At 56.6% G+C, this 11,985-nt stretch carries 15 protein-coding genes and 1 pseudogene; 7 read left to right on the top strand and 9 right to left on the bottom strand.

The window, feature by feature from the left end:
* Positions 1 to 261: 261 nt before the first annotated feature.
* From ACOTZC_RS04240 to ACOTZC_RS04225, 4 genes and pseudogenes are all read left to right on the top strand, one after another.
* On the top strand, positions 262 to 783 hold the full coding sequence (locus ACOTZC_RS04240) for a DUF2778 domain-containing protein (protein ID WP_033145468.1): 522 nt from the start codon (positions 262 to 264) through the stop codon (positions 781 to 783).
* Positions 784 to 1,036: 253 nt separating this feature from the next.
* A pseudogene (locus ACOTZC_RS04235) lies at positions 1,037 to 1,523 on the top strand (Hcp family type VI secretion system effector).
* 173 nt (positions 1,524 to 1,696) lie between these two features.
* Positions 1,697 to 2,671, top strand: a complete 975-nt coding sequence (locus ACOTZC_RS04230) for a DUF1852 domain-containing protein (RefSeq protein WP_248162276.1) — start codon at positions 1,697 to 1,699, stop codon at positions 2,669 to 2,671.
* Positions 2,672 to 2,694: 23 nt separating this feature from the next.
* Positions 2,695 to 3,723 (top strand): methionine synthase, encoded by a 1,029-nt coding sequence (locus ACOTZC_RS04225; RefSeq protein WP_023311627.1) that lies wholly within the window; start codon positions 2,695 to 2,697, stop codon positions 3,721 to 3,723.
* A 5-nt stretch (positions 3,724 to 3,728) separates the two neighbouring features.
* Here ACOTZC_RS04225 and ACOTZC_RS04220 read toward each other — a convergent pair whose 3' ends face one another.
* Positions 3,729 to 4,661, bottom strand: a complete 933-nt coding sequence (locus tag ACOTZC_RS04220; RefSeq protein ID WP_421635603.1) for a LysR substrate-binding domain-containing protein — start codon at positions 4,659 to 4,661, stop codon at positions 3,729 to 3,731.
* 95 nt (positions 4,662 to 4,756) lie between these two features.
* On the opposite strand from ACOTZC_RS04220, the gene ACOTZC_RS04215 reads away from it, so the two are divergent.
* Together ACOTZC_RS04215 and ACOTZC_RS04210 are read left to right on the top strand one after the other, a co-directional pair.
* On the top strand, positions 4,757 to 5,191 hold the full coding sequence (locus tag ACOTZC_RS04215; RefSeq protein WP_023311625.1) for a DMT family transporter: 435 nt from the start codon (positions 4,757 to 4,759) through the stop codon (positions 5,189 to 5,191).
* A gap of 4 nt (positions 5,192 to 5,195) precedes the next feature.
* Positions 5,196 to 5,654 (top strand): DMT family transporter, encoded by a 459-nt coding sequence (locus ACOTZC_RS04210; RefSeq protein ID WP_045399108.1) that lies wholly within the window; start codon positions 5,196 to 5,198, stop codon positions 5,652 to 5,654.
* Here the strand turns inward: ACOTZC_RS04210 and ACOTZC_RS04205 are convergent.
* From ACOTZC_RS04205 to ACOTZC_RS04170, 8 genes are read right to left on the bottom strand one after another with little or no spacing between them, the layout of a single operon-like run.
* Positions 5,651 to 6,184 carry a DUF3833 domain-containing protein gene (locus ACOTZC_RS04205; protein WP_045399106.1) on the bottom strand — a complete coding sequence of 178 codons (534 nt, stop codon included), beginning with the start codon at positions 6,182 to 6,184 and terminating at the stop codon, positions 5,651 to 5,653. The genes ACOTZC_RS04210 and ACOTZC_RS04205 overlap by 4 nt on opposite strands.
* On the bottom strand, positions 6,181 to 6,705 hold the full coding sequence (locus tag ACOTZC_RS04200) for a hypothetical protein (RefSeq protein ID WP_023311622.1): 525 nt from the start codon (positions 6,703 to 6,705) through the stop codon (positions 6,181 to 6,183). The genes ACOTZC_RS04205 and ACOTZC_RS04200 overlap by 4 nt, the downstream gene beginning before the upstream one ends.
* Positions 6,702 to 7,187 carry a DUF2878 domain-containing protein gene (locus ACOTZC_RS04195; protein ID WP_023311621.1) on the bottom strand — a complete coding sequence of 162 codons (486 nt, stop codon included), beginning with the start codon at positions 7,185 to 7,187 and terminating at the stop codon, positions 6,702 to 6,704. The genes ACOTZC_RS04200 and ACOTZC_RS04195 overlap by 4 nt, the downstream gene beginning before the upstream one ends.
* Positions 7,184 to 8,404 (bottom strand): SAM-dependent methyltransferase, encoded by a 1,221-nt coding sequence (locus ACOTZC_RS04190; RefSeq protein ID WP_045399100.1) that lies wholly within the window; start codon positions 8,402 to 8,404, stop codon positions 7,184 to 7,186. Before ACOTZC_RS04190 ends, ACOTZC_RS04195 begins: the two co-directional genes overlap by 4 nt.
* The gene (locus ACOTZC_RS04185) at positions 8,401 to 9,123 is read right to left on the bottom strand and encodes a DUF1365 domain-containing protein (protein WP_126303250.1); all 723 of its coding nucleotides are present in this window, start codon (positions 9,121 to 9,123) and stop codon (positions 8,401 to 8,403) included. Before ACOTZC_RS04185 ends, ACOTZC_RS04190 begins: the two co-directional genes overlap by 4 nt.
* Before the next feature lies 1 nt (position 9,124).
* Positions 9,125 to 10,384, bottom strand: coding sequence for an NAD(P)/FAD-dependent oxidoreductase (locus ACOTZC_RS04180; RefSeq protein WP_126303249.1), 1,260 nt, complete (start codon positions 10,382 to 10,384; stop codon positions 9,125 to 9,127).
* Complete coding sequence (locus tag ACOTZC_RS04175) at positions 10,381 to 11,100, bottom strand: SDR family NAD(P)-dependent oxidoreductase (protein ID WP_126303248.1); 720 nt, start codon at positions 11,098 to 11,100, stop codon at positions 10,381 to 10,383. Before ACOTZC_RS04175 ends, ACOTZC_RS04180 begins: the two co-directional genes overlap by 4 nt.
* Positions 11,097 to 11,531: a nuclear transport factor 2 family protein gene (locus ACOTZC_RS04170; protein ID WP_126303247.1), complete on the bottom strand. Its 435-nt coding sequence runs from the start codon at positions 11,529 to 11,531 to the stop codon at positions 11,097 to 11,099. The genes ACOTZC_RS04175 and ACOTZC_RS04170 overlap by 4 nt, the downstream gene beginning before the upstream one ends.
* 256 nt (positions 11,532 to 11,787) lie before the next feature.
* Here ACOTZC_RS04170 and ACOTZC_RS04165 point away from each other — a divergent pair, with 256 nt between their 5' ends.
* Positions 11,788 to 11,985: a hypothetical protein gene (locus ACOTZC_RS04165; protein ID WP_023311615.1), complete on the top strand. Its 198-nt coding sequence runs from the start codon at positions 11,788 to 11,790 to the stop codon at positions 11,983 to 11,985.

Here is an 11,985-nt window from a genome sequence, read left to right as displayed (position 1 = left end):
TCTAAACCGGTTGGAAATTTTGGGGATTATAGCGGGAATTGCGGAGCCTGTGCCAGAGAAGTAGGCATGGCGCTTTGTCGCCTGAGCTTTGTTTATTCTTTATTCAGCGTTTACTAACGTTACGGCCGCAAGACTGATTAAAAAATGTCAGGTCATTTTCTTAAAAAAAATCAGCAACTCATAAATATGATGTGAGTTGAATATCTGTACCCGCTTCAGGCGTAGGCTGCTTTTCTCTTATTAAAAGAGTAAGGAAAAAATATGGCCTTAAAAGGAACAATGCTGCTTAACGATGCTGACTATGCGCCTTTTAACCTGCACGGCGTTGGCGTGTTTATGGCCCATTCCGGGCAGGGAATTTACAGAAACAATGGATTATGTGGTGCTGTTAAAGGCTCAGGTCCAATTCCCCCTGGGAAATACTGGATTGTTGACAGAGGGACTGGAGGTTTCTTTTCAGGGTTAAAAGCGAAGGTTCAGGATCGGTGGAACAAGGTTAGATCCGGGGCAGAATTTGGCCGCGATGAGTGGTTTGCTTTATACAAGGATGACTGGGGTATCGATGATGGCACCTGGATTGATAACGTCTATCGGGGTTTGTTTCGGCTGCATCCGGGTACGCTATCTGAGGGATGTATCACGATTGCCCATGATTCTGATTACGCATTGATCCGCAATGCTCTGATGAGTACGGAACTTATTCAGGTTCCCTGTATGCGTTCACTGATGGCACGCGGCTGGGTTGAGGTGATTGAAAGTGGCTACACCAACACTTGTCCGTAAATGGGGCATCAGGCTATTCAAAACGGTCTGGTTTCTATGCATCAGCATTATAGTAGGCCGCATATTGGGACCCGCTGAACGCTATCTTGATCATGACGTGGCCTCATCTATATGTGATTTTATTTATGGCGACGTGAATGCTGAAACAATATATGACACATATACCAATATCGATATTTTAATTGTACTGACCCTCGCCACGGTTATTTATCGCTTAACAACACTGCTACTCAAGAAAATAAGGAAATAAAGAATGCCAATTCCTCCCTACATGTGGCTAAAAGACGATGGTGGAGCAGATATTAAAGGTTCCGTTGATGTTCAGGACCGTGAAGGTAGCATTGAGATCATAGGGCTGAGTCATGGCCTAAACCTACCGGAGCGCTAACGGCAAGATCACCGGCACGCGTCAACACTCATCCATGCGGATTGAAAAGGAAGTTGATAGCTCCACGCCCTATCTCTATAAAGCAGCATCTACCGGTCAGGCTCTTAAAAGCGCTGAAATAAAGTTCTATCATATCAATGATGCCGGACAGGAAGTCTGTTATTACACCGTCTTGATGGAGAACGTAAAGGTTACGGGTGTTAACTGCAGCGTGCCGAACGTGAAGATCGCTGCCAACAATAAAATGAACCATGTTGAAAGCGTAAGTCTGCAGTACGAAAAAATCACCTGGCGCATTGTCGACGGCAACATCATGCACAGTGACGCCTGGAACGAACGTCCTACAGCATAACGCTAAGGGGCGCGATGCCCCTTACTCTTCCTATCCTGGCATGTGCGCAACACTGTTCATGAACTTCGCTCATGTTGCATTGAAATTAAGTCACTTCCCCTGCGCCGCGGGCTCAGGCATAAATTATGCATTGGTAACTTCTTAGCAACATGAACTTAGGATGCATAACCACAATGAGCAAAGCTTTCACATATACCCTTAAGCGCAGTTGCTTCGATGAGAATTACAACCCGTCAGAAAATACGCGTACGACCACCAACTTTGCCAACCTGGCGCGCGGGGAAAAGCGTCAGGAAAACCTGCGCAATACGCTGGTGATGATCAACAACCGCTTTAACGCCCTGGCGCGCTGGGATAACCCAAACGCCGATCGCTACGCGGTTGAGCTGGAAATCATCTCTGTCGATTTGAACATTGGCGCGGAAAAACCGTTCCCGGCCATTGAGATTCTGCAAACCACCATTGTCGACAAGAAAAACAACCAGCGTATCCCTGGCATCGTCGGAAATAACTTCTCTTCTTACGTGCGGGATTATGATTTCAGCGTGCGCCTGCTGGAACACAACAAGAACCAGCAGCACTTCAGCATTCCGGAAAAGTTTGGCGAACTGCACGGCAATATTTTCCGCCATTTTGTGAGCTCGTCGGAATACAAAGAGAACTTCAGCAAGGGTCCGGTGATCTGCCTGAGCGTCTCCAGCAAAGATACGTATCGCCGCACCGGTAACCAGCACCCGGTACTGGGCATTGAATATCAGCCGGATGGCGAGTCGCTGACGGAACAGTACTTCGCGAAGATGGGCCTGAAGGTTCGCTACTTCATGCCGGAAAACAGCGTGGCGCCGTTCGCGTTCTTCTTTACCGGGGATTTGCTGAGTGACTACACCGATCTGGAGCTGATTGCCACCATCAGCACGATGGAGACGTTCCAGAAAATCTATCGCCCGGAAATTTATAACGCAAACTCGGCGGCGGGACTGTGCTACCGACCGGATCTGAACCAGCAGGATCACTCCTTAACCAAAATTGTTTATGACCGGGAAGAGCGTAGCCGACTGGCGATTGAACAGGGTCGCTTTACCGAAGAATACTTCATTAAGCCTTACCAACACATTCTTGAGCAGTGGTCTGATAACTACACGCTTTAATTCATCAAAAAAGGTCTTTTATTATGAAAACATTGCTCCCGACTTCAACGGCTGGCAGCCTGCCTAAGCCGACCTGGCTTGCGCAACCTGAAACGCTCTGGTCCCCCTGGAAATTACAGGATCAGGAACTCCTGGCGGGTAAACAGGACGCGCTGCGCCTGTCCCTGGATGAGCAGATCCGCGCGGGTATCGATATCGTCAGCGACGGGGAACAAACCCGCCAGCACTTCGTCACCACCTTTATTGAACACCTGAGCGGCGTGGATTTTGAAAATCGCCAGACGGTGCGCATTCGTAACCGCTACGACGCCAGCGTGCCGACCGTGGTTTCTGCCGTTGCGCGTCAGAAACCGGTATTCGTGGACGATGCGAAATACCTGCGTCAGCTCACGGACAAGCCGATCAAATGGGCCCTGCCCGGGCCGATGACCATGATCGACACCCTTTACGACGCCCACTATAAAAGCCGCGAAAAGCTGGCCTGGGAATTCGCCAAAATCCTCAATCAGGAAGCGCGTGAGTTAGAGGCCGCAGGCGTGGATATTATCCAGTTTGATGAACCGGCATTTAACGTCTTTTTTGACGAGGTGAACGACTGGGGTATCGCCGCGCTGGAGCGCGCCATTGAAGGGCTGAAGTGCGAAACCGCGGTACATATCTGCTACGGCTACGGCATCAAAGCCAATACCGACTGGAAAAAAACGCTCGGCTCAGAGTGGCGCCAGTACGAAGAGGCCTTCCCTAAGCTGCAGACCTCGAATATCGACATCATCTCACTGGAGTGCCACAACTCCCGCGTGCCGATGGATCTGCTGGAGCTGATCCGCGGTAAGAAAGTGATGGTTGGCGCGATTGATGTGGCAACCAACGCCGTTGAAACGCCGGAGGAAGTCGCCGATACGCTGCGTAAAGCGCTGCAGTTCGTCGATGCCGACAAGCTTTACCCGTCAACCAACTGCGGCATGGCCCCGCTTTCACGCCAGGTGGCTAACGGCAAGCTGAAAGCACTCAGCGCCGGCGCAGAGATTATCCGCAAGGAGCTCGGCGCATAATTGCCTTAGGTTTGCCAGTAGAGCGGCGTGCCGAAAAACGCCACGTAATAATCAATCACCGCCCTGACGTTCAGGGGCGGATGACGTGCGTTAGGATAGATCGCCGCAATATTGAGTTGCTCCGTGTTGATGGCGCACGCCATTTCCGGCATAAGGGCGACCAGCTCCCCCCACTTCAGCCTGTCGCCAATCAGCCAGTCCGGAAACAGGACGATCCCCATCCCACCCAGCGCGGCAATGAGCAGCGACTCCGCATTATTGGACGTCATCAGCGGCGCGACGGGATAATGCACCCAATTCTCCTCTTTGCGACGCACGAGCCAGCGGTTAGGCCCGGACGAACCGCGATAGACCAGACATTTGTGCTGGCTCAGTTCGGTCGGGTCGGCCGGAATGCCGTGTTGACGCAGATACGCGGGCGACGCGGCGAGGTGGTAGCGCTGCTGCCCAAAAACACGGGCGTGGAACGTCGAATCCGTCAGCGTGCCGATGCGGAAAATGAGATCGGCGGCGTCCCGGTGCGGGTCGATAAAGTCATCGGTCAGCGTCAGCTCAATGGTTAACCGTGGATAACGCTCGGCCAGGCCTGCCAGGCCGGGCGCAACGTGTCTCTGTCCAAAAAATACCGGCCCATTTATGCGGACCGTGCCGGAGGGTACGGTCGAACGTTCGTCCAGCTCACGACGCGCCTCTTCGAAGTTATCGACCATCGCCCGGGCATAGCGGATAAACAGATGCCCGCTTTCCGTGGGGATCACCGCCCGGGTATTGCGATAGAACAGCTGCTGGCCGAGCGCGTCCTCAAGCTGATGAACAATGCGCGACACCTGCGAGGCAGAAATTCCCTCTCGTCGCGCGACGACGGAAAAGTTCTGCGTTTCATAGACGGCAATAAACAGCAGCAGTGAGCGAAGGTTCATGCTTCCGGCATCTGACATTAATGCATTTCCTGCAATGGTGTTTCCTGCATTATGGCATTTTTCTCACGGGTCTACCGACGTAATCTTCTTCGCCAGAAAACGGAGGAAGCGTAATGCAGTTTATTTTGATTTTACTGGTGATTGCCGGCGGGATGGGCCTCTCCGTCGAGGCGGGGCTGCTGGGGCCATTAGGGGGAGAAGTGGGCGATTTATGGGCGACGTTCAGCATTTTTGGCGTCGGCGCCGCGCTGACGTTTCTGCTGATGCTGTTTTTCAGCCCGCGTAACAGCCCGTCGTTTTTCGCCCAGCCCGGCTGGCAGCTGCTCGGCGGCGTGCTTGGCCCTGTTTACGTGGTCATTCTGACGATCGCCACGCCGACCATCGGCATCGCTCTGACGATGATTGGCATTCTGGCTGGTCAGGTTTTTAAAAGCCTGATCATTGACCACTTTGGCCTGCTGGGTACGCCGCACAGGAAGATAAACGCAAAACGTATCGTGGCGCTGGTTTTTATTATTGCGGCACTGGTTCTGGTCGCACAGGGGTGATGATATGACGCTGATAATGATTCTTCTGGCCGTCTGCGGCGGCGCAACGCTGAGCATTCAGGCCGCGATTAACGGGCAGCTCGGCAGCAGCGTGGGCGTTTTCAAAAGCGCGTTTCTGACATTTTCCGTCGGCGCGCTGGTGACCGCCCTGCTCATTTTCTTCTTTGAGCCTATGCAGGCGGTCACGCTGCTGGACGTGCCGAAATGGCAGCTCCTCGGGGCGATGTTCGGCGTGCCTTACATTGTGATCATGGTCGTGGCGGTGCAGCGCATCGGCACCGCCGTCGCCACGGTGGCGGTGATATTCGGCCAGCTCGCCATGAGTATGTTGATTGATAACTTTGGCTGGCTGGGCAATCCCGCCATTCCGTTTTCACCGAGCCGTCTGAGCGCGGTGGTGTGCCTGGGGATTGCCCTGTACTTCATCTACTCCAGCAGCAAAACCGGCAGCGTCCGCGACTAAGCTGAGGTCTTACGGGTAAAGAACAGCGTCACCGTGGCGACGGTGACACCCAGCTTCTTCATCTCGGTTTTATTAAACAGATGCGTCTCATCCTGCAAATACATCCAGTCGTCGAAGTTCAGTAGCCAGGTGCTGCCGTTGGCCTTCACGTTCATACTGTAATGCCAGTTAAAGGCGTTGCCTGCGGACTGTCCCGTGGCAACCCCTTCAATATCCCCTGCCGTACCCTCGTAGCGATCGTTCCCCACGCGGCGAATATGCCAGACCCGCTGCTGCTTCTCGCCGTCGTCGTAAACGAAGTGCTCGTTGAGCGTCAGCGTATCGCCGATAACGTCCCCGGCAATCTCAACGTGGAAACGGCGGATCTGCTTGCCGCTGCGATCCTGCACCATCCCCCACGCTTCGGTTTTGCCCTGGAAGTAGTGGAAGATATCAAGCCGCGGCTCCTGCTGGCGATACTCGGCCACTTCAGTGCTACAGCCCGCCAGCAGCATCGTGAATGCCAGCGCCATCATCAGGATACGTTTCATTTTTGGCCTCCGATTAACTGCTGACGCAGCTCAGGATATTGCGTGCGGGGATCGAGCCAGATGGCCAGAAAACGGGTGCTGAACGCTTCCGACTGACGCGGTCCAAGTGGAATAAACGATGTTTGCGCCGCTGACGCGCGATACCAGAACTGTCCCTGCTTATCGTTGAGCACAAACGCCAGCTGTGAGCCCGGGCGGACATCCGGCCAAAGGGACTGGAGCATCCGCAGCCAGGCTTCGCTTTGAGGCTCCTGCGCCAGGATCCCCTGCGCCTGCCACTGGTCGCGGGTCGCCTCAACCAGATCATCGCGATCGATGTCCCGCGCATAGGTAATAATCAGCGCCTGATCCTGATTATCCCGACCGTAACGCCCGTCCGGGGTGCGCAGCTGAGAGGTATAGACCGTGAACGGACCCCAGGTGAGCGTGGCGTCACCCACCTTCCGCCAGGCAAGCCAGTCGGCGGCCTGGGCAACCGGAACAACCAGCGTCAGCCAAAGCAGCAAAACCACAGATCTCATTTTTGTCTCCCCATCAGCAGGTGGAAAAACAGCATCAACACCAGCCAGCCCGGCGCCATCCAGCTCACGACGATAAAGGTCGGCTCCAGAAATGTGATGGCTCCCAGCCGCTCGCCAATCAGGTACGCCACCGGCCCGCCCACGGCGGCCAGCAGGGTCAGCAGCCAGCCGGGTAGCGTGGTGGTGCGCGTCAGCTGCGTCCAGACGGTGGCGAACATCAGCCACAGTGCCACCATCCAGAGCGGCATCAGGGAGTCGCTCGTGAAGGCAATCAGCCCCGTCAGCGCCCAGAGCGTATCCAGCAGGCTGCCCGCCGCCGCCAGACCAATGGCGTAAAAACGGTATACAGGCGGCAACAGCAGGCACGCCAGGATCGCCAGAGCGATCCAGATAATCAGGCCCTGTTCGCGAAAGAGCACCACCAGCGCCCAGTAGAGATCGAACGCGACGGCCAGCAGGAAGACCTGAATATGACGTCTCATACGCGCTCGGCGGTCAGCTGCACCACGCTAATGGTGCGGGCGTTAAACCCGGCTTCGCAGTAGCCAAAATAGTACAGCCACATGCGGCGGAAACGTTCATCGAAGCCGAGCTTTTCAATCTCCTGCCAGGCGTGGACAAAGCGCTGCCGCCAGTGGGCCAGCGTGCGGGCGTAGTCCGGCCCCATGTCGAAGAGATTGCGCACCACGAAATCGGTGTGGCGCGTCATCAACTCGTTCATCGCGGTAATGCTCGGCAGGAAGCCGCCGGGGAAGATGTAGCGCTGGATAAAATCGACGCTTTTGCTGTAGTCGCGATAGCGCTGGTCCTGAATGGTGATGGCCTGAATCGCCATTCGTCCTCCGGGGCGCAGCCGCGCCTGACAGGTCCGGAAGAACGTGGGCAGATAGCGTTGCCCGACGGCTTCAATCATCTCTATTGAGACCAGCTTGTCGTACTGCCCGGTGAGGTCGCGATAGTCGCAGAGCAGCACCTCAACGCGATCCTGCAACCCGGCGCGGGCGATCCGCTCGGTCGCCCAGCTATATTGCTCCTGCGACAGCGTGGTGGTGGTCACCCGACAGCCATAATGACGGGCCGCGTATTCCGCCATCGCGCCCCAGCCGGTACCGATCTCCAGCAGGTGGTCATTCGGTTCTAGCATTAACTGGTCACACAGGCGCGCCATTTTGGCCTGCTGGGCCGCCGTCAGGTCCTGCTCGTCCTCCGTAAACAAGGCGCTGGAATAGAGCAGCTCTTTATCCAGAAAATGGGCATAGAAGGTATTGCCCAGGTCGTAATGAGCGGCAATATTTTCACGCGCCTGCGCGCGGGAGTTACGCCGCGTCCAGTGGCGCAGACGCTCCAGCGGCCTGCCGAACAGGCGGAACCCGTTTTCCAGACGGCCAAGCACCTCGCCGTTGAGCGCCAGCAGTTCCAGAAGCGGCGTAAGGTGCGTGGTTTCCCATTCGCCGTCCATCCAGGCTTCTGCGGCAGCAAGGCTACCGCCCGTTAAAACGCGCCAGTAAACGCCGGGCGTGAGGATTTGTACGTCGGCCTGCAGCGCGGAGGATGTCTCGCCAAAATGGAAGGTCTGCGCCCCTTCACGCAGGGTGAGCGAGCCGCCGCGGATACCGCTTAACAGACGAAAAAGCAGCCAGCGCGCGATGCGCACGTTACGCGGGATATCGGGTTCTAACGCAAAGACGGGGTCGGTCATGAGCGTTCACTCCTGCTGAAGGGGTGGTTATACAGCGGCACGCGCTTGAGCCAGAGCCGCAGCGCCTGCCAGTAAATGGCAAAAACAGTTTTCAGGGTCATAAGCGGGACGCGAACCAAAAGCGAACGCAGCGCCGGGCGCGTCAAAGGCTCCCGGCGCAGGGCCAGCGTGGCGTCAAAGACCTTCGCTTCCTGATGATTTTCAATGTGCATATGCAGCGTGTTGTCCGGGTCGTTAAAGCGCCAGTGGTAGATCATGTCCATTGGGTTAAAGGGGGATACGTGAAACGCTTTTTCCGTCGGCTGCGCATCCTGTCCGTTGACGGAATAGTAATGACGTTCATTCCACGGCGTGTTGCGAACCTCCGCCAGCACCCAGCGCAGCGTCCCCTTCCCGTCGTAGCAGTAGTAAAAGTTGACCGGATTGAAATGAAAGCCGAAATAGCGCAGCTGCGTCAGGAGCATGACCCGCCCGTCCGGACGTTCCCCGGTCAGGCTCTCCAGCCTGCTCAGCACGTTTTCTTTGAGCGGCGTACCGAGCGGGTAGTCCGCATCGTGAAACGAAGCGGCGGCAAAGCGATTGCGCCGCACGCCAACGGACGAGAGCTGCGGCAGTTCATCGAGATCCAGCCAGGCCATAAAGACGCTGTAGCTGAATTCGTGGGTTTTCGGCTGAAGGCGGCGGTGGCGTAATACGCCGTGGTAGAGGCAGCTGTTCATCTCAGTTCCCCTCTCCGGCCGCTATCGCGTTGACCACGTCCAGCGCGCTGCGCACGCCATCTTCATGAAAACCGTTGTACCAGTAAGCCCCGCAGTACCAGCTCCGGTTGTGACCGTTGATCTCGCCGCGCCGCGCCTGCGCCCGCCAGCTTTGCGGGTTAAACAGCGGATGTTCATAAACGAAGCGTTGCAGAACGAAGCGTTCATCTACCGGCGCGTCAGGGTTGAGGGTAACGCAGAACAGCGGACTGCCCGCAGGCAGCTCCTGCAGAATGTTCATGTTGTAGGTGACGCAGGCGCTGGCCTGTTCCTCCGCGCTCAGGCGGTAGTTCCAGCTGGCCCACGCGCGCTGCCGCACCGGCAGCCAGCGCGGATCGCTGTGTAAAACGACCTCGTTGCGCTGCCAGCCGATATCGCCCAGCACCTCGCGCTCTGCGGGCGTCGGGTCATCAAGCATAGCCAGGGCGCTGGCGGAGTGGCAGGCAAAAATCACCCGTTCGAAAGTATGGCTGCCGTTTTCAAGCTGAAGCGTAACCCCGTGCTCATGGCGGCTCACCCGCTGAACCGGTGAATTGAGGTGCAGATTCAGACGGTCGCCCAGCTTGTCGAGCATGGCGCGGATATACTCCCGCGAGCCGCCCGGCACCACGTACCACTGCGGGCGATGGGTGATATCCAGCAGGCCGTGGTTCTGGAAGAAACGTAAGAAAAGCGGCAGCGGGAAACGCTTCATCTCCTGCAGCGACGAGGACCAGATCGCGGCCCCCATCGGCAGAATGTAGTGGCGCGCAAAAAACGGCGTGAAGCCGTGCTGGTCCAGAAACGTCTGCAGCGTGGCGTTCGGGTCCACCTCCCCGTCCAGCGCCTGTTTCGCCAGACGATTGAAGCGGACGATCTCCCCGAGCAGCCGCCAGAATGCCGGATTCACAAGGTTTCGGCGCTGCGCAAACAGCGACGTCAGGGTGTGTCCGTTGTACTCCAGCCCCGTCGCCGGGTTGTGCACCGAAAAGCTCATCTGCGTTTTTTGCCCGCTGATGCCCAGCTCGCTGAGCAGACCCATAAAGCGCGGATAGGTGCGATCGTTGTAGACGATAAACCCGGTGTCGATCGCGTATGTACCCTGCGGCGTCGGCACGTCAACCGTTGCGGTATGGCCGCCGGGCGTGGCGCCCGCTTCAAACAGGGTCACCTGATGGTGCCCGGCCAGGCGCCAGGCGCAGGTTAGCCCGGCGATGCCGCTGCCGATAATTGCGATGTTCATGAACGCACCATCCTGCGCAGCAGCGCGCGCTGAAGAAATGCCGGTAACCCGGAGAGCGCACGCAAAATAAAGCCGAACCCGGCGGGGAACGCGATATGCATTTTCTCTGCCGCCAGCCCGATACGGATCGCCTTCACCGCCTCGTCGACGCTCACCCTGCCCGGCATGGCAAAATCGTTTTTGCGCGTCAGCGGCGTATCAACAAAGCCGGGAGAAACCACCGTGACGGCAATACCTTTGGGCTCCCAGTCCAGGCGCAGACTCTCGGCGAACCAGCTCAGGGCCGCTTTGGACGCGCCGTATGCCTCTGCCCGTGGGAAAGGTAGCCAGTGGGCCATGGAACTCACCAGCACCACGCGGTTGCCAGCCGTCAGCTGGGGCTGCAGCGCGTCAAGACAGTTCACCGGGCCGAGGAAATTTGTCGTCATCACCCGCTCCACCAGCGCCGCATCCACCACGCCCCCATCGAGATATTCGCAGGTGCCGGCGCAGAGAATAATCAGATCGGCATAGCAGCCGGTCAGCGCCTGGCGGCAGGCGTCCCTGTCGGTCATATCGAACAGACGAACGGTAAGATTGGGGCAGATCTGGCGCAGCGCGTCGAGGCGCGCCCGATCGCGCCCGCAGGCAATCACATGGTAGCCGTCAGCGGCAAAGGATTTTGCCAGCCCGGCGCCAATGCCCGAGCTTGCGCCGGTAATCAGCACCGTCTTCATGATTTAACCCTCCGCTTCACGCCGCGTACCGCCCAGCCCAGCAGCGGGAGATGTTCGTAGATCATCTCTCCCGCATCGTAGTAGTCGCGCTGGCGCGTGATGAGATCGTTTTCCGTGTCCACCACCGAACATCCCGGCAGATCGAGCGGCTCACCTCCGGCAATGCGCGGATGCGACCAGTGCATCACCCAGGTGACAACAAACCGGTTCCCACTGCACAGCGGCGGATCGATAGAAAAACGGCAGTTCTCGACGTTGGCCAGCAGATGGGTGAAATAGCGCTGAAGCGCGAAAATCCCGTCATGCTCGCCAAACGGATCGATAAGCGTGGCATTCGAATGGTAAAGCCCCACCAGCGCGGACGGCGGCTGGCTATCCAGTGCGGCGTAGTACTCAACAAACCGACTCACGACAGAGGGCAAAGTGCTCATGGGTCACATCCTGGCTGTAAACAACGTGGCGTAATCGCATAATTAAAACTTACACAATTAATGTTATTTGTCCAAGTTTGTGGTGATTTATTTTTTATTTTATATATATGTCAATGGCTTAGTAGTAGGCAAAAGAGTGAATTCTGTAGGCCGGGTAAGGTGTAACCGCCACCCGGCTTTAACTTTCAGGATATCCTTAAGGCAAACTCGCCGGTCTTCTTCCAGGCTTATCCTTTTTATTCATAAGGATGCCCGCATGAAACGTTTCTTTCTCTCCCTTTTCTCCAGCCCGGAATCCTTACTGCAGGTGATGAGCCAGCAGGAAATCATTGAAGCCGTCGAAGATGGCGATCGCATCATTATCGACCAGGACGGGAACGCCTCGGTGAACTACAAAAGCAACGAGGTGCGGCAGGATTTTCTGCGTCACGTCAACATGCTGAAGAGGGCCTGA

The sequence above is a fragment of the Enterobacter cloacae complex sp. SHL009 genome (assembly GCF_049237205.1).
Classification (GTDB): Bacteria; Pseudomonadota; Gammaproteobacteria; order Enterobacterales; family Enterobacteriaceae; genus Enterobacter; species Enterobacter cloacae_M.
The sequence above is the reverse complement of the archived record's forward strand: the minus strand, read 5'-3'. Positions and strand labels throughout refer to the sequence as shown.